Raw genomic sequence first — 16,371 nt, 5'->3', positions numbered from 1 at the left:
ACAATAGCAAGAGTGAACCACCTGATCCCTTCCCGAACTCAGAAGTGAAACCTCTTAGCGCTGATGGTAGTGTGGGGTTACCCATGTGAGAGTAAGTCATCGCCAGCTCATTATTCGAAACACCCCCTGACTAGTGCAGGGGGTGTTTTTTTATGTGTGAAATATTTTAGAAATTAGAAAAATTGGAATGTTATAAATAAAGAATATACAGAAAGAGGGCTTGGAGGCTACTAGAAGGCTGGCTCAGAAAGTGTGTAGGGCAGGGCGAGCTATCAGTGTTGAGATATGTCCATTGCAGCGTTTTTAACGCTTAGAGGCTCAATAGTATGATCGAGTGAGCTTAGCTTCTGCAAATCCATTGATCATTCAGCTTATTATAAAGCAGTTAAAATGATGGCTAATATCAATATATCTGTGTGCTCATAATAATCTTATGAGAGCTATAAAGTTAAATTTATAAGTAATATTGCTCATTTGTATTTATGCTATTTGGCATTTTTTAGGCTTTCACATGGTAATGGTATTTATTTTTTAGGCGAAATCTAGATTTTTTCGCCAAATTTGACGATGTTAAGCTCGTTTTTTACATAAAAAAGAGCAATTTTTTGAAAGTAATTTCATTTTTGTTGCTATCGAGGATAGATTTCAATACGACCAAAGTTATGTTTGGCGAAAAAAACAGCAGAATTTGTAATTTTATAAAGTGTGAATTGTATCTCATTTGTAATGTGAAAAACTATCAATTTAATAAGAAAATGTGAAATATAACCAATAAATAGGCTTTATTAATACAAAATTGCTATTATTTGAAATAGTATGAACTACATCATGTTATTCATATTAAATTTGAATAATGATTCAAATTTATAGATATTTATGAGGGGGTTAATGTTTTTTGTATTAATATAAGCTTATGAAAAATAAGAAATAAAAATATTTTTTAATCATTCATTGGTCTTCCGATGAATGGCTTTGATTTTTTAGTTCTAATTAACTTTAATATGCTTATTCCCACAGTATTTAATAGCCAAAGGTGATTTATGAGAAATCTTAATTTTTTAGCGATGACACTAGGCTGTTTGTTGTTTACTGGTTGCATGAGTACTACAAAAATGGGTACGGCTGGTGCTGAGCGTAAACAATTTATGGTGATTCCTGAAAAGGTATGGAATGCACAATCGGATAAATCTTATAAGCGCTTTGTGAATCAAGCAAAAGATAAGCAAGTTTTAGTGATTGACCGTAAATTGGATCATGTATTAGAAAATCTTAAATCTGAAGCTGATGTTTTTCGTACTGGGGCGAAAGCTTGGAATTGGGATATCAAAGGGAATTTAAATGGTGAGTTAAATGCACACTCATTACCAGGTGGCAAAATTATTGTGAATACGGGTTTGTATTGGGGATTAAAGCTGAATGAAGATGAGCTTGCATTTGTAATTGCGCATGAAATGGCACATTCACTACGCGACCATAACCGCGAAAAAGCATCAATCATGTTGGCAAGTAATGTTGCACTATTAACAGCTACGGCAGGTGTTGGCGGTATTGCTTCAGCAGCAGCAAGTGCTGCAAGTCAAACAGCGATGATTCCACAAGGTTGGAACATTGAGGTTGAAGCAGATCTTATTGGTTTAGATATTATGTCACGTGCAGGATATAACCCTGATGCAGCCGTGAAATTCTGGAATAAGTTCCAAGCCGAAAGTATTCGTCGCAAAGCATATAATGTTAAACCATTAATGAATGATGATTTATTTGCAAAACGTATGGCCAATATCGAAAAGAATTTACCAGCAATGCAAGTGAAATATGAACAAGCTTTAGCCGTGAAAGGGCAAGCAGATCGTTATACAACACAAGCGATTGTAAAAAACTAATATGTACATGTTCCAAGTTTAGGGCGCCTCCAGGCGCTCTTTTTTTTATGTGCTGTCTGTATGAAATTATAATTATTAGTTAATAGGTTTTGTATAAATTATAATCAAGCAAGCTGAATAGAATTCATGGTAAAATGATCGGCTTTCATCTTTGATCTACTTTTGATCTTCCATCTGCCAGCCGAGAATTGCTAGCCATGTCTACTGCTTATACCATGCAGACAGCGCCTAAAGCGTTGTTTGATTACGACAAATATTGGGCGTCATGCTTTGAACCAGCGCCTTTTTTGCCGATGTCACGTGAGGAAATGGACCAACTCGGTTGGGATAGTTGTGACTTCATCTTTGTTTGTGGTGATGCTTATATCGATCATCCATCATTTGTGACAGGTATTATTGGTCGTACTTTGGAAGCTCAAGGTTTTCGCGTAGGTATTATTTCGCAACCTGATTGGACTTCTGCTGAAGCATTTAAAGTGCTGGGTAAACCGAATATTGCATGGGGTGTATCGGCAGGGAACATGGACTCTATGATCAACCGTTATACGGCTGACCGTAAAATCCGTTCAGATGATGCTTATTCGCCAGATAATCTGCCAAATAAACGTCCTGACCGTGCTGCAACAGTATATTGCCAACGCGTACGTGAAGCTTATCCTGATGTTCCTGTGCTTTTAGGTGGTATTGAAGGTTCATTACGTCGTATTGCACATTATGACTATTGGTCAGATAAAGTTCGTCGCTCAATTTTGATGGATTCAAAAGCCGATTTACTCATGTATGGTAATGGTGAGCGTTCAATCATTGAGGTGATGCATCGTTTAGCCAAAGGCGAAAAAATCCACGAGATTACCGATGTTCGTGGTACTGCATTTATTATTAATAAGCATAATCGCGCGTCAAAAGCGAAGTTTGTAGAAATCGCATCAAATGATGTGGATACTATTGGCCGCGTTGATCCCATCATCAACCCTTATGTCATGACCGAAGATTTAGATGGTTGTGAGATTGAACAAGATAAAGGCAACAGCTTAGCCAATTATCAAAACTTCCAAAAAGAATTGGTTGCTAATCCAATTGTGCGTGAAGGTGATCAACTTGATAGCGACACGCAAATTGTACAGCTACAGCCCTCATCGAAAGCAATTAAACACAAATTACCACCGCGTGAGTTAGCTGTAATTCGTTTGCCTGCTTTTGAAGAGGTGGTGAATGACCCTGTGCTTTATGCACATGCTAACCGTATTTTACATTTGGAAACCAATCCAGGTAATGCACGTGCTTTGGTACAAAAGCATGGCGAACGTGATGTTTGGTTAAACCCACCGCCAATTCCGTTAACTACGGAAGAAATGGATTATGTCTTTGATTTTCCATACGCGCGTTTACCACATCCATCTTATGGTCAAGCACGTTTTCCAGCGTTTGACATGATTAAGTTCTCTGTGAACATTATGCGTGGCTGTTTTGGTGGTTGTACCTTCTGCTCGATTACCGAACATGAAGGTCGTATCATTCAAAACCGTTCTGAAGAATCGATTTTGCGTGAAGTTGAAAAGATTCGCGACACTGCGCCAGGCTTCACAGGGATTATTTCAGACTTAGGTGGTCCAACGGCAAATATGTACCGTTTGGCATGTAAAGATCCTGAAATTGAAAAGAACTGTCGTAAGCCATCATGTGTATTCCCAGGGGTTTGCCAAAACTTACATACTGATCACGCACCTTTAACTCAGCTCTACCGTAAGGCACGTGCATTAAAGGGTATTAAAAAGATTTTGATCGGCTCTGGTTTGCGTTATGACCTAGCGGTGCTTAATCCTGAATATGTCAAAGAGTTGGTGACACATCATGTCGGTGGTTATTTAAAAATTGCACCTGAACATACCGAAAAAGGCCCATTATCGAAGATGATGAAACCTGGTATTGGTACTTATGACCGCTTTAAGCAAATGTTTGATCGCTTTAGTAAAGAAGCAGGTAAAGAGCAATATCTGATTCCTTACTTCATTGCGGCGCATCCGGGTACAACCGATTACGATATGATGAACCTTGCTGTTTGGTTGAAAAAGAACGGTTTCCGTGCCGATCAGGTACAAACCTTCTATCCATCACCAATGGCAACAGCAACGACCATGTACTACACGGGTAAAAACCCGCTGGCGAAAGTCGCGCGTTATACTGAAGATGTAGATATTGTGAAAGGTGAGAAGCGACGTCGTTTGCATAAAGCATTCTTACGTTATCATGATCCAAATAACTGGCCATTATTACGTGAAGCTTTGAAGGAAATGGGTCGCCAAGATTTGATTGGTAATTCTAAGCAACATTTGATTCCAACCTATCAGCCTGCAAGTGTAGAAGGTGAATACAAGTCAGCACGTAAGAAAAATTCAAGCGTGGCGGGCGATTCACAAAAACGTACTGGTGAGCAAGGTAATCGCACGAAGGCTGCACAAGGTCAACGCCCTTCAAATACCAAAAAACGACCTGAACGTGGACAAATTTTGACGCAACATACGGGTTTACCGCCACGTGAAACAGGTGACAAAAAACCTTTTTCGGGTAGTCAAACGAAAGGAAAGTCTAAGCCTAAATCACGTGCTTAAAGTTCATATTAAAATTTAAAAAAAGGATGCTTCGGCATCCTTTTTTATGTGCTTGATTTAGGTGTTCGACATGAACCCTATATTGGTCTTGGTTTTTATGCATTTGGTGCTGAAAATATGGTGAGATGGACATCTGGTATGCATTTTGTCGGAATTGTGGTTGGGTTTTAAATCTGTGCTTGCCAGCTTTTCTGCGAATGATCTACAGTGTGAAATAGGGCAAATGATTTGCCTTTGCTGTTCTAGTCCAATGGATTGAATATTTGAAAGTTACGCTATTTTGTAAATTTGGATATGTTTTTCGTGAGGATTGGAAGCAAATTGATGATTTGGACAATTTAAAATAAAACAGACTGTACACTCGATAGAATATCCCAGCGTTTTGATGGTGGGTAAAGCTAGTGGTGCAGTCCGAATGATTATAAGAAATGTAAAGGATTATGTAACATGGCAATTTATATTGTAATAGGGAGTATTTTACTCCTCTGTATGCTAATGATTGCTTGGAAAAGTTTAGAAACTGGAGAAAAGCAACAGGATAGCGCGCTTAAACAACGTGCGATCTTTAATATCAATGAGCAATTGACCTATACACGGCTTAAGGAAATTTTACCGAGCCATATTGTATTGGCACATGTTTCTTTTGATGCCTTATTAACAACCAAATATTATCGGACACGTAATAAATACCGTAATATGGTCGCTGATTTTGTTATTTTAGATCAAAATCAACAAGTAACTGCAATTGTAGCAGTGGATGATCCTATGGTTCTCAAACGTCCACAGCTTGCACAATATCAAGATGCGCTATTGGAAATGGCGGGATACCGTGTAGTGCGATATGACGATGTACCAGAGTATTTTCAACTTCGGGAAGATTTCTTAAATCCGAATGCTCCAATTTTAAATACGCCGACTGTCAATGGTTTAAAGAAATATCACCTTTATTCTGATTTAGAGCGCAAGAAAGTGAAGTTATTGAGTTAGCTGTTCAAGTCGGTATATCAATCATTTTTTTAAAAGCATGCAGAAGCATGCTTTTTTATTTTTAAATTAACGATTTAAGCTGTTGCGACTGGCTTAATAGCCACAACGGTCATTTCAACCAATACTTCAGGTAAATACATTTTTGCTTCTACACAGGTGCGGGGTAAGGCCTCGATGTCTGCTACCCATGCATCCCAAACTTCATTAAAAGCGGCGTAGTCTTGCTCAATATCCTTTAAATATATGGTCACAGACATGATCTGACTTTTATCTGTGCCAGCATCTGCCAAAAACTGGTCAATAATGTCGAGGGTTTGTTGGGTTTGGCCTCGAATATCTAAGCTGGTATCTGTGGCAAGTTGACCTGCCAAATGGACTAAATTTCCAGCGATAGCAATTTCAGAAAAGCGCGAAGAGACATGAAGTCTTTGTATGGTCATGAATTTAGTCCTGTGTTTTGTGCATTTAAGGCCTTAAACAATCTTAACGTAGCCAAATCACCAATTAAACTAGCAAATAGCACATTTCATGCTGATCCAAACGGTTGGCAACCCAAGCAAAAAACAGAATGTTTATACAGTGTATTGCACCCATCATGAGGGATAAAGCTGTAGCAATTGACGATAATAGTGCTAAACAATTTAAAGCGTCTTTATGCGCATATTTTTTTAAAAGCTGGTTTAGCTGAAGGGGGGAGGCAGGAGACATGCAAGAGAAGTGTTCCATGAATGACAGCAGAGATGTCCTGCAATATTCGGATTGATCGTCACGCCAACTACAGGACATTATGCTGAAAGTAAAGGTGATTTTCAGCATCTCAGCGTATACATGGATAAATGCACCGCGCTGATAGATTACTCTATATTGTGGCAATGTGAAGTATAAATTGCTTTAATTTTATTCTTTTGTGTAAAAGTTGAGCGTTAAGAAGGAACTAAAGCAGTGAAAGCTGGGCATCGGCTTGTACTTCACTCAATTGATACACGCCAATACCAATTAAACGAAATTGCAAATTTGGAGCGATATGCATTTCTTCTAATAGTTGCGTAAGGGCTTGATGCAGTTCTTGTTTACTGTGTAAGACGTGTTTAAAGCTTTTACTGTGTTGGATGACTTGGAAATTTTTCAGCTTAAGTTTGGCTGATACACCACGGGCGTGCAGTTGTTTTTTTTCGAGGGCATTCCAGACTTGATCAATCAATTTGGGCCAATAAGGCAGGCATTGTTGTAGATTATAATTTGCATCAAATGTGGTTTCTTTGGAGATTTGCTGCCGTTGACGTGCGCTTTGAACGGGTCGCTCATCAACGCCTTGAGCATATAAAAATAACTGTTTGCCATATTTCCCAAAGTGTTGGATCAGCAGATTTTCATCCACTTGTTGTAAATCGCCAAGTGTTTCTAAATTTAGGCTTTTAAGTTTTTCTTGCGTGACTTTGCCTACCCCTGGAATTTTCTTGAGCGCCAAGTGCTGGATAAATTGTTGTACCTGATTGGGTTTAATTACACAAATGCCATTAGGCTTATTCCAATCTGAGGCAATTTTGGCCAAAAATTTATTGGGCGCAACGCCAGCAGAGGCGGTGAGTCCTGTGGTATTAAAAATATCGGCACGGATCTGTTCAGCAACCGCAGTTGCACTGGGCAGGTTTTGCAAATTTTCAGTCACATCTAAATAGGCTTCATCTAGCGAGAGTGGTTCAATTTGCGTGGTATAACGCTGAAAAATTTGGTGGATTTGTGCTGATACTGCTCGGTATTTATCAAAATTTGGTTCAATAACGGTCACTTGTGGGCAGAGCTTAAGCGCTTGGCTCATCGACATGGCTGAGCGCAGGCCAAATTCACGCGCAGGATAGGAGGCCGCACAAATCACAGCCCGTGGATGGTGTGAAGATACCACCACAGGTAAATGGCTCAGCTCGGGACGCTCTCTTAACTCTACAGAGGCATAAAAAGCGTCCATATCAATATGGATAATTTTGCGCATAGGCGGATCTTAAGTGCTTAGGTCGAACTTATTTTGGAGCAGTCTTTTGTTTAAGTTGAGGTGGATAGAGGCCATTTTTGAGTAAAAAAGCCTGCCATTGTTTTTGGCTTCCCTGAAACACATTGAGGTCAACTGTGGTGGCAATCCCGCGTATTTGACCTTGATTGGTATGCTGCCAAAATAGCCACTCAGGTTGGTCTTTTAAATCAGGCTTGCCTTTGTATTCACGTACCCAAAGTGGGGTATTGCGAAACTCACCTGCCAACACAATATTATAAAAAGACTTCGACACATAAAAAATGGGCTGCTTACCATAGTGCTGTGCCAAACGATCATGCATGTATTGAATTTCTTGCAGCATTTGTTGTTTGCTATACGTATTTATACATTGACTGTCATATTCGAGGTCAATCACAGGGGGCAAGGCATCGTCTTTATTGGGTACGGTTGCAATAAAGTTTTCAGCCTGAATTTTGCCATCACGACATAACCGGTAAAAATGATAGGCGCCAACTAAAAAACCACGTTCACGGGCTTGCAACCAGTTGTCTTGGAACTTGGTGTCTTTGAAGTCGCCACCTTCGGTGGCTTTCAAGTACACAAATTGAAATTTTTCAGGGGAGATTTTATTCCACTGAATATCTTTTTGATGATGTGAAACGTCGAAGCCTTTGACTGGATACTCTTCTGCACTGGCTGGTCGATGAGGCACCAACAGCATATAAATCAGTAGCGCGATCATCGCTAGACCTGTGACACCGATATAGGGTGTGTATGATCTGAGTGCAGATGATTTTTTCATAAGAGATCAAAGTCTTTTAAAGAGATCTCTATGATAGCGCGAAGTTTCTGAGCACACTATGTACTTTCTGCATCGGGCGAGGCGACAGATGATTTGTCGCCTTAAACCGCCGTATGTTTGGGGATTTGCCAAAAAATAAGCGCAGTAATGAGGTTGATGGCTCCTAAACACATTAGCGTGATATGGAATGCATTGAGCACATGCGAGCTGCCATAATAGGCCATAAACATATTGACCAATGTGCCTGCCAATGCCACGCCAATACTCATAGATACCATCATGATCATAGAAAGGAAGCTGTTGCCACTACTGGCATCTTGTTGTGGCAAATCTTTTAACGTGAGTGTGTTCATAGACACAAATTGCAATGAATTGAGTAGACCAAAAATAAAGAAATGACTGACCAATATCCACGTTGGGGTCGACGGGGTGCTCAATGCAAAACTGGCAATACAAGCTCCGACCAGTAAAGTATTGACCAATAAGACATGACGATAGCCAAAGCGTTGGATGATTGGACGAATAAGGGGCTTAGAGGCCAAAGAACCTAAAACAGTTGGAATCATGAGTAAACCTGTCATTAAGGGTTCTAAGCCAAAGGCAACTTGGAGCATCAGAGGCAACAAGAAGGGCATGGCATTGCCCCCCAAGCGCGCAAAGAAATTCCCCACAATTCCGATTGCATAAATGCGGTTTTTAAACATTTTACTGCGGAATAAGGCATTTTGGTGGGTGTGGGCATGGACCGCATAAAGCAGTGCAGCGATGAGACCTGCAAACATCAGGCCGATGCTCCACTGCAGTGAATTTTCCACGCTGGCAAATTGTTCAATACCTAGGGTCAGGCCAGCCATGGCAATCACGAGAAGGATGAAGCCTGCAAAATCAAAACGCTGTACCGTGGGTTCAGTCACATTAGGCATGGCCTTGAATGCAATACAACATCCTAAAATACCCATGGGAAGATTAATCAGAAAAATCCAATGCCAACTGGTATTTTCCACCAACCAACCACCGAGCGTTGGACCCAAGAGTGGACCAATGAGACCAGCCAGACTCATTAAACTCATGGCCGATAAAAACTGCGTACGCGGAATGACCTTCAGCATGGCTAGACGGCCTACGGGTAATAGTAATGCACCACCAATGCCCTGAAGTACGCGAAAACATAATAATTCATTCAAAGAGCTCGACATGCCACAGCCCAATGAGGCCAAGGTAAAAATAATAATCGCGCTAAAATAAGTATTTCGAACCCCGAAGCGATCTGCTAGCCAACCACTGAGAGGAATACAGGCCGCCACAGCAAGCACATAAGCCACCACCACGCTGTGTAATTGGAGCGGGTCTTCTTGCAAGCTACCCGCCATGGCAGGAATGGCAGTATTTACAATTGTGGTGTCGAGCCCTTGCATAAAAAAGCCAATAGACACCAGCAAAACCAAAAGTCTAAATTCGGGTTGTAAGGCTTGATGTGTGGGCGTGGCATTCATAAGCAGGGCAAAAAATAACGGAGAATGATGTATAAGCAGTGTACGCAATGTACAGGGGAATAGACAGAAAATCATGTGCTAAAACCGTATCTTGGTTTTAGGCTTTTTAGATCAATTCCTCAAGTTGCTTGAACAGCAGGGCATGCAGTAGATGAGCTCTTAAATACGCGATTTGGGCTACGTTTCGGTTGTAAATACATAAAATACGAGGCTGAAATTGTTTGTCTTGCTATTTAGCTGTCATAATAGCTTCGAGTCCTTCAGTGTATGAGGGGCTTTTTCTGTACGGCAAAGGTATTCTGTTTTCATGACAATTGAAATCTTAATGGTGATTGGCTTTTGCTTAGCAGCCTATTCCATTGTTGGAAATGACGTTCCGCAAACTTTAGGCACGTTTATTTCTTCCAATGCACACCGCCCATGGTGGGTGTTATGGCTATATATCAGTACGATTTTAGTGGTGGTATTGATGTATGGCTGGTATGCATCAGGTACAGGCGATGCATCATACGGACGCTTGGAAACGATTCCATTCCCGAAAGAAGGCATTACGTGGTTATATATCGTGCCGCCGATTTTACTCATATTATTAACCAAATATGGGATTCCTGTGAGTACAACTTTCTTGGTGCTTACAATATTTTCGCCAAGTAGTTTGGGCTCGATGCTGACCAAATCGATGATGGGTTATGCGGTTGCTTTTGTGGTGGGCATTATTGTTTACCGCTTTGTGATTAAACAGATTTCGGTATATTTCAGTAAGACGCGTGATCAGGAGCCCTCACATATTTGGATTGGTTTACAGTGGATTTCTACGGCTTTTTTATGGAGCCAATGGTTAATTCAAGACTTAGCCAATATCTTTGTTTATTTGCCACGACAAGTGCCCCTAAGTTTTATGATTTTTGCCGTGAGCTTATTTGTGGTGCTTCTCGGTGTGATTTTGTACCAGCGGGGCGGGGCAATTCAAAAAATTATTGATACCAAAACTGGGGTTGCAGATATACGTTCAGCTACGATTATCGACTTTATTTACGCCTCAATTTTGTTGGTGTTTAAAGAGTGGAGCAATATTCCAATGAGTACTACATGGGTATTCTTAGGTTTACTTGCTGGTCGTGAGTTTGCGATGTCGATGCATTTACATGAGGTCAATAAGTACCGCACTTCACGTAATGTGAGTAAAGATGCCATGAAACTCATGATTGGTCTGATAATGAGTATTGTATTGGCTACAACTTTGCCTTGGTTCTATCAACTTATTTCAGGTTGAGTCGAATAGATTAAGTTGAATGAAAAAAAGCGGACATCAGGTCCGCTTTTTTGATGTTTCAGCTGAGAGCTAACGCTACACCACAAATTGTTTTGGACAATTTAGATTTTTTAAAGCATTTAAAATTTGTTTAGATGAATTGCACACAATCAGTTTGGCACGATGTTGTGGTGGCAAAAATCCTTCTTGTACGGCATGGTCTAATTGAACAATCAGAGCATCATAAAAGCCATTCACATTGTAGAGCATCATGGGTTTTTGGTGCTGATTCAGTTGCCCCCAAGTGGCAATTTCTAAAATTTCCTCAAAAGTACCTAAACCACCAGGCAAAGCAATAAAGGCACTGGCACGTTCGGCCATCATGGCTTTACGTTCATGCATGGTACGCACCACATGTAATTCGGTAAGGTTGTGGTGTGCAATTTCATAATCCAGCATAAATTCAGGGATTACGCCGACCGCTTCACCGCCATGTTGAATGACCGCATCGGCTACTTGGCCCATCAGTCCGATACTTGCACCACCATAGACCAAACCAAAGCCATGCTCTGCAATATTTTGGGCCAAAGCCACGGCTTTTTCTAAATAAATAGGGTTGTTGCCCGAGCGTGAGCCACAATACAGTGCAACAAGGGGAGTGGTTGTTTTAGGAGAGACTTCTTGTAATTGATTCGACATATTGAATACGCTGTTCATCATTGTTTTTATTACCTTAGCACGTTATTTTTAACGGCTCTAGCCTAACTTTTAAGGATGACTTATTTATGTCGAAGCGGGCTGTTTTGCACAAAAAAACGCAAATAGTCGTTGCATAAAAAAGATGAAATTTTGTCTCATCTTGATATACTAAAAACTTGTTTCACCAGATATGAACGAACATGGGCAGTGATAGTTGTCACTCGGCACGTATAAAATTTTTAGAAATAAATACTTCAATCGCCTCCGCGCGTCTTTTATTCCTCACACAACAGATTTCTCGTTGCGCCATTCAGGCTGAAATTCAGGAGCATCACTCATGATCTTTGAATGGATGTCAGACCCTTCTGCATGGGTAGGCTTACTCACCTTAGTGGTTTTAGAGATTGTACTGGGTATTGATAACCTCGTCTTTATTGCTATTTTGGCGGAAAAATTACCACCAGAACAACGAGATAAAGCACGTAAAGTCGGTTTGTTGCTCGCGCTATGTATTCGCTTAGTGTTGCTGGCATCGATTGCTTGGGTCATGACGCTGATCACACCACTGTTCCATGTCTTTGAGCATCCTTTCTCGGGACGTGATCTGATTCTGTTATTTGGTGGGGTATTTTTACTGTTTAAAGGCACGATGGAACTCCGTGAGCGCCTTGAAAACAAGCCAATGCTCAAAGAAGAAAATCCTGTGCATGCGACTTTCTGGATGGTGATTATTCAGATTGTGGTTCTTGATGCAGTGTTCTCGTTAGATAGCGTGATCACGGCAGTGGGTATGGTGAAGCAACTCCCCGTGATGATGATTGCGGTGGTCATTGCCGTTGGCATTATGCTCTTAGTTTCTAAACCGCTGATGAATTTCGTCAATCGTCATCCGACTGTGGTCATTTTGTGCCTATGTTTCTTAATGATGATTGGTTTTTCGTTATTGGTTGAAGGCTTCGGTTTCCATATTCCAAAAGGCTACTTATATGCTGCAATTGGTTTCTCTGTACTGATTGAATTCCTGAATCAGACTATGCGTCATAATCAGGAAAAAATGGTGACTACGACTGATTTACGTTACCGGACTGCTTCAGCTGTCATGCGTATGTTGGGCGGGAAAAGTGCCTCAGAAACTCAGAACGATAATCATGAAGACGTTTTGGCAACGCGTGCATTTGCCGATGAAGTCTTTGATGAAGACAATGGCGTGTACCACAGCGTGATGGTGCAGGGGGTGTTGGGTCTGTCCGAACGTCCTGTGAAATCAGTGATGACACCTCGTCCAGAGCTGGAATGGATTGATTTAGACGAAGATGCTGAATTTATTCGTGAGCAGTTATTAAGTACAACACATTCACGTTTGATTGTGGCACATGGCGAATTAGACAATATCGCAGGTGTGGTGTTAACGCACAAAATCATGAACGAATATATTGAAACAGGTGAGGTGAACTTTGAAAAGCACCTGCGTGAACCTGTGATTGTGCATGAAAATGCACAAGTGTTGATGGTGATGGAACAAATGCGTCAAGCACCGCTACAAATGGCGATTGTGTTAAATGAATATGGTTCAATCGAAGGGATTGCAACACCAATTGATGTGCTCGAAGCCATTGCAGGTGAGTTCCCAGATGAAGATGAACTCGATACCGTTGCAGAAAGTTTAGAAGATGGTACGTTGATGCTGGACGGTTCAACTGATATTCGCCATGTGTCCTTATTATTGGGCTGTGATTTGGTGGATGAGTCAGAGCAATATTCGACACTTTCTGGTTATATTTTATTTCACTTAGGGCGTTTGCCTGAAAATGGTGAAAAATTAACAGCGGATGATCATATTTTTGAAGTGGTGACGATGGACGGTCATAAAATTGACAAGGTTCATGTGATTAATGTGCATAACCCGAGTGAAGAGCACTAAACTTCAAAGTTAAATGGATCTATGCTTTTGCCCAAATAGCCCACTCAGTTGGGCTATTTTTAATTCAATATTTGCAGAGTAACAAACATGTCAGAAATACAGTGTCCATGTGGTTTAGGCGTGTATGCCGAGTGTTGCCAGCTTTTACATACAGGTCGTGAACAAGCCCAAACCGCTGCCCAGTTAATGCGATCTCGTTACAGTGCTTTTGCCTTACAGCAAATTGACTATATCGTTGCGACGACTGCACAAGGTCAGCAAGCCTTCTTAGATGTCCCTGCGATTACAGCTTGGAGTAAGGACAATCAATGGTTGAAGTTAGAGGTGGTACAAGCCCAAGAAAAGCTAGATAAAACGCATGCGCAAGTCGAATTTAAAGCGCATTATCATGATGGTCAGCAAGCACATATACACCATGAAATTTCACATTTTGTGAAGCACAATACGGCTTGGTATTTTCTCGATCCGACTGTAGAGATGCAAATCACCATGAAACAGCCGTGTATTTGTGGTTCAACGAAAAAATTTAAGCAATGCTGTGCGCAATTTCTGTAACTTTTTCTAAAATTTGACTTAGAATAGCGCGCATCTTTTACCCATCAGCGGATGAAGGGCAATGTTACTCACCATTATTTATATCATTGCAATTACGGCAGAGGCCATGACAGGAGCGTTGTCTGCGGGACGACGTAGTATGGACTGGTTTGGGGTGGTGCTGATTGCCTGTGTGACTGCCTTAGGTGGTGGTTCAGTGCGTGACGTATTGCTGGGACATTATCCGCTGACTTGGGTTAAACATCCTGAATACCTGATTCTGACCTGCTGTGCCGCTTTTGTGACTATTTTAATTGCCAAGTGGATGCGTCACTTACGCAATATCTTCTTGTTGCTGGATGCCCTCGGTCTGATTGGCTTTACCATTATTGGTTGCCAAATTGCATTAGAAATGGGACATGGTTTTGTGGTGTGCGCAGTTGCGGGTGTTTTGACGGGTGTATCTGGCGGTATTTTACGTGACATTTTATGTAACGATGTGCCACTGGTATTCCGTCGTGAGCTGTATGCGTCTATTTCCTTTGTGGCAGTCATTTGTTATTGGATCTGTCTAGAACTCGGTTTATCGCTAGAGCTAACCGTGATTGCTACCTTAGTCTTTGGTTTTAGCTTACGTGTGATTGCGATCTATTTTGGCTTAGAAATGCCGAAATTTATTTATAAAGACGATGACGAACAGTCAGCATCTTCTAAAGACCTCTCTTAGTTTCATAGTAGAATGACCGTGAGTGATCATGGTCATTCTGCATCTCACACAATACTTAAAATAGCAAAATCATAATTCCTGTTGTGAAGGCAGCATGCATTCTTTCACCCTATCAGAGATCTTGTTATGGATTTAGTCTCACGCATACAGCGTCTGCCAATTGGACGCTTTCACTACACTTTATTGTTGGTCATCGGGCTAGGCTGGATGTTTGATGCCATGGATACGGGTTTAATTTCCTTTATCTTGGCCAAAATGGCTGAAGACTGGGCCATGACACCTGCTGAAAAGGGCTGGGTGGTATCTATCGGCTTTGTGGGTATGGCAATTGGTGCAGTGTGCTCAGGCGCTTTAGCTGATCGTATTGGGCGTAAAACTGTTTTTGCTGTCACTTTGGTGATTTACAGTCTTGCGACAGCAGCCTGTGCTTTTGCTCCCAACTTAACTTGGCTTTTGCTATTTCGTTTTGTGGTCGGTCTAGGTTTGGGTGGTCAGCTTCCGGTTGCTGTAACTTTGGTGAGTGAATATATACCTGCTCATGTGCGTGGGCGCTTTATTGTATTACTAGAAAGTTTTTGGGGCTTGGGCTGGTTGGTGGCTGCCTTGGTTTCTTATTTTGTGATTCCAAATTTTAATTGGCATGCAGCCTTTTTAATTGGGGGCTTGCCTGCACTATATGCCATCGTTATTTGGAAGTTTGTGCCTGAGTCTATTCCGTATTTAATTAACCGTGGCCGTCATGCTGAAGCACATGCCTTGGTTAAAAAAATTGAAGCCAAGTGCGGTGTAGAGGTGATTGAAATATTTGAAGTGAAGCCTGTTGCGCAGCAGCAAAATGTGTCATTTAAACAGCTCTGGTCGGGTGTATTTGCACGCCGTACCCTGATGCTGTGGCTCATTTGGTTTGGTATTGTTTATTCGTATTATGGCATTTTTACCTGGTTGCCAAGCTTATTGGTCAAACAAGGTTATACCATTGTGCAGTCTTTCGAATATGTACTGGTCATGATTTTAGCGCAGTTGCCAGGTTATATCGTGGCAGCATGGTTGGTCGAAAAATTAGGACGCAAAGCCACGTTGGCAGGCTTTATTGGCATGTGCGCAGTATCGGCGTATTTCTTTGGACAGGCAGAAACCGTCACGATGATTGTGGTTTGGGGCTGTTTAATGTCTTTCTTCAACCTTGGTGCATGGGGCGTACTGTATACCTATACACCAGAACAATATCCAGCCAATATTCGCGCTTTTGGTTCGGGCTGGGCAGCCGCCATTGGCCGTATGGGGGGGATTGTCGCGCCCTTGGCAGTCACGCACATGATGGTCATGAACAATGGCTTTAGTATGGTCTTTACCATGTTTACTGCCGTACTGTTTGCGGTTGCCTTTGTGATTTTGGTCTTGGGTGAAGAAACCAAAGGCAAAACTTTAGAGTCTTTAGGCTTATAAGTTTGGACAAAACAATTTGTTTTGGCAGTGC

Annotated in this window: 13 protein-coding genes and 1 rRNA gene; 9 read left to right on the top strand and 5 right to left on the bottom strand. The window is 41.3% G+C overall.

The genetic code is table 11. The features are described from left to right. From rrf to DYI81_RS05625, 4 genes are all read left to right on the top strand, one after another. Nucleotides 1-108 (top strand): 5S ribosomal RNA (rrf, locus tag DYI81_RS05640); the annotation flags it as partial. A gap of 932 nt (nt 109-1,040) precedes the next feature. Then, nucleotides 1,041-1,880 (top strand): M48 family metallopeptidase, encoded by an 840-nt coding sequence (locus DYI81_RS05635; protein WP_240627346.1) that lies wholly within the window; start codon nt 1,041-1,043, stop codon nt 1,878-1,880. A 197-nt stretch (nt 1,881-2,077) separates the two neighbouring features. Further along, nucleotides 2,078-4,489, top strand: coding sequence for a YgiQ family radical SAM protein (locus DYI81_RS05630; RefSeq protein ID WP_117006940.1), 2,412 nt, complete (start codon nt 2,078-2,080; stop codon nt 4,487-4,489). 447 nt (nt 4,490-4,936) lie between these two features. Next, nucleotides 4,937-5,476 carry a DUF2726 domain-containing protein gene (locus tag DYI81_RS05625; protein WP_106983831.1) on the top strand — a complete coding sequence of 180 codons (540 nt, stop codon included), beginning with the start codon at nt 4,937-4,939 and terminating at the stop codon, nt 5,474-5,476. A gap of 74 nt (nt 5,477-5,550) precedes the next feature. On the opposite strand, the gene DYI81_RS05620 is transcribed toward DYI81_RS05625, so the two are convergent. The 4 genes from DYI81_RS05620 to mdtD all read right to left on the bottom strand — a co-directional run bounded on the left by DYI81_RS05620 (nt 5,551) and on the right by mdtD (nt 9,761). Continuing rightward, complete coding sequence (locus DYI81_RS05620) at nt 5,551-5,916, bottom strand: RidA family protein (RefSeq protein ID WP_106983832.1); 366 nt, start codon at nt 5,914-5,916, stop codon at nt 5,551-5,553. A 494-nt stretch (nt 5,917-6,410) separates the two neighbouring features. Further along, entirely contained in the window at nt 6,411-7,466 is a 1,056-nt protein-coding gene (gene dinB, locus DYI81_RS05610) for a DNA polymerase IV (RefSeq protein WP_117006938.1), read from the bottom strand. A gap of 28 nt (nt 7,467-7,494) precedes the next feature. Then, nucleotides 7,495-8,208, bottom strand: a complete 714-nt coding sequence (locus tag DYI81_RS05605) for a glycoside hydrolase family 25 protein (RefSeq protein WP_227865910.1) — start codon at nt 8,206-8,208, stop codon at nt 7,495-7,497. 161 nt (nt 8,209-8,369) lie between these two features. Continuing rightward, on the bottom strand, nt 8,370-9,761 hold the full coding sequence (mdtD, locus tag DYI81_RS05600) for a multidrug transporter subunit MdtD (protein ID WP_117006937.1): 1,392 nt from the start codon (nt 9,759-9,761) through the stop codon (nt 8,370-8,372). 307 nt (nt 9,762-10,068) lie between these two features. On the opposite strand from mdtD, the gene DYI81_RS05595 reads away from it, so the two are divergent. Then, nucleotides 10,069-11,034, top strand: coding sequence for a hypothetical protein (locus DYI81_RS05595; protein WP_117006936.1), 966 nt, complete (start codon nt 10,069-10,071; stop codon nt 11,032-11,034). 75 nt (nt 11,035-11,109) lie between these two features. On the opposite strand, the gene DYI81_RS05590 is transcribed toward DYI81_RS05595, so the two are convergent. Then, entirely contained in the window at nt 11,110-11,730 is a 621-nt protein-coding gene (locus tag DYI81_RS05590; RefSeq protein ID WP_117006943.1) for a TIGR00730 family Rossman fold protein, read from the bottom strand. Nucleotides 11,731-12,049: 319 nt separating this feature from the next. Here DYI81_RS05590 and DYI81_RS05585 point away from each other — a divergent pair, with 319 nt between their 5' ends. From DYI81_RS05585 to DYI81_RS05570, 4 genes are all read left to right on the top strand, one after another. Beyond that, the gene (locus DYI81_RS05585; RefSeq protein WP_106983838.1) at nt 12,050-13,633 is read left to right on the top strand and encodes a TerC family protein; all 1,584 of its coding nucleotides are present in this window, start codon (nt 12,050-12,052) and stop codon (nt 13,631-13,633) included. Nucleotides 13,634-13,720: 87 nt separating this feature from the next. Next, a complete protein-coding gene (locus DYI81_RS05580; RefSeq protein ID WP_106983839.1) occupies nt 13,721-14,188 on the top strand; it encodes a YchJ family protein in 468 nt (155 codons plus the stop codon). 61 nt (nt 14,189-14,249) lie between these two features. Further along, nucleotides 14,250-14,894 (top strand): trimeric intracellular cation channel family protein, encoded by a 645-nt coding sequence (locus tag DYI81_RS05575; protein WP_106983840.1) that lies wholly within the window; start codon nt 14,250-14,252, stop codon nt 14,892-14,894. Between the two features lie 126 nt (nt 14,895-15,020). After that, nucleotides 15,021-16,340, top strand: a complete 1,320-nt coding sequence (locus tag DYI81_RS05570; RefSeq protein ID WP_106983841.1) for an MFS transporter — start codon at nt 15,021-15,023, stop codon at nt 16,338-16,340. Nucleotides 16,341-16,371: the final 31 nt, after the last annotated feature.

This window comes from Acinetobacter sp. SWAC5 (assembly GCF_003419885.1).
Classification (GTDB): domain Bacteria; phylum Pseudomonadota; class Gammaproteobacteria; order Pseudomonadales; family Moraxellaceae; genus Acinetobacter; species Acinetobacter cumulans.
The sequence above is the reverse complement of the archived record's forward strand: the minus strand, read 5'-3'. Positions and strand labels throughout refer to the sequence as shown.

Coding starts and splice junctions, on each gene's coding strand:
- DYI81_RS05635 (WP_240627346.1), top strand. CDS start 1,041: ATGAGAAATCTTAATTTTTTAGCGATGACACTAGGCTGTTTGTTGTTT.
- DYI81_RS05630 (WP_117006940.1), top strand. CDS start 2,078: ATGTCTACTGCTTATACCATGCAGACAGCGCCTAAAGCGTTGTTTGAT.
- DYI81_RS05625 (WP_106983831.1), top strand. CDS start 4,937: ATGGCAATTTATATTGTAATAGGGAGTATTTTACTCCTCTGTATGCTA.
- DYI81_RS05620 (WP_106983832.1), bottom strand. CDS start 5,916: ATGACCATACAAAGACTTCATGTCTCTTCGCGCTTTTCTGAAATTGCT.
- dinB (WP_117006938.1), bottom strand. CDS start 7,466: ATGCGCAAAATTATCCATATTGATATGGACGCTTTTTATGCCTCTGTA.
- DYI81_RS05605 (WP_227865910.1), bottom strand. CDS start 8,208: ATGATCGCGCTACTGATTTATATGCTGTTGGTGCCTCATCGACCAGCC.
- mdtD (WP_117006937.1), bottom strand. CDS start 9,761: ATGAATGCCACGCCCACACATCAAGCCTTACAACCCGAATTTAGACTT.
- DYI81_RS05595 (WP_117006936.1), top strand. CDS start 10,069: ATGACAATTGAAATCTTAATGGTGATTGGCTTTTGCTTAGCAGCCTAT.
- DYI81_RS05590 (WP_117006943.1), bottom strand. CDS start 11,730: ATGAACAGCGTATTCAATATGTCGAATCAATTACAAGAAGTCTCTCCT.
- DYI81_RS05585 (WP_106983838.1), top strand. CDS start 12,050: ATGATCTTTGAATGGATGTCAGACCCTTCTGCATGGGTAGGCTTACTC.
- DYI81_RS05580 (WP_106983839.1), top strand. CDS start 13,721: ATGTCAGAAATACAGTGTCCATGTGGTTTAGGCGTGTATGCCGAGTGT.
- DYI81_RS05575 (WP_106983840.1), top strand. CDS start 14,250: ATGTTACTCACCATTATTTATATCATTGCAATTACGGCAGAGGCCATG.
- DYI81_RS05570 (WP_106983841.1), top strand. CDS start 15,021: ATGGATTTAGTCTCACGCATACAGCGTCTGCCAATTGGACGCTTTCAC.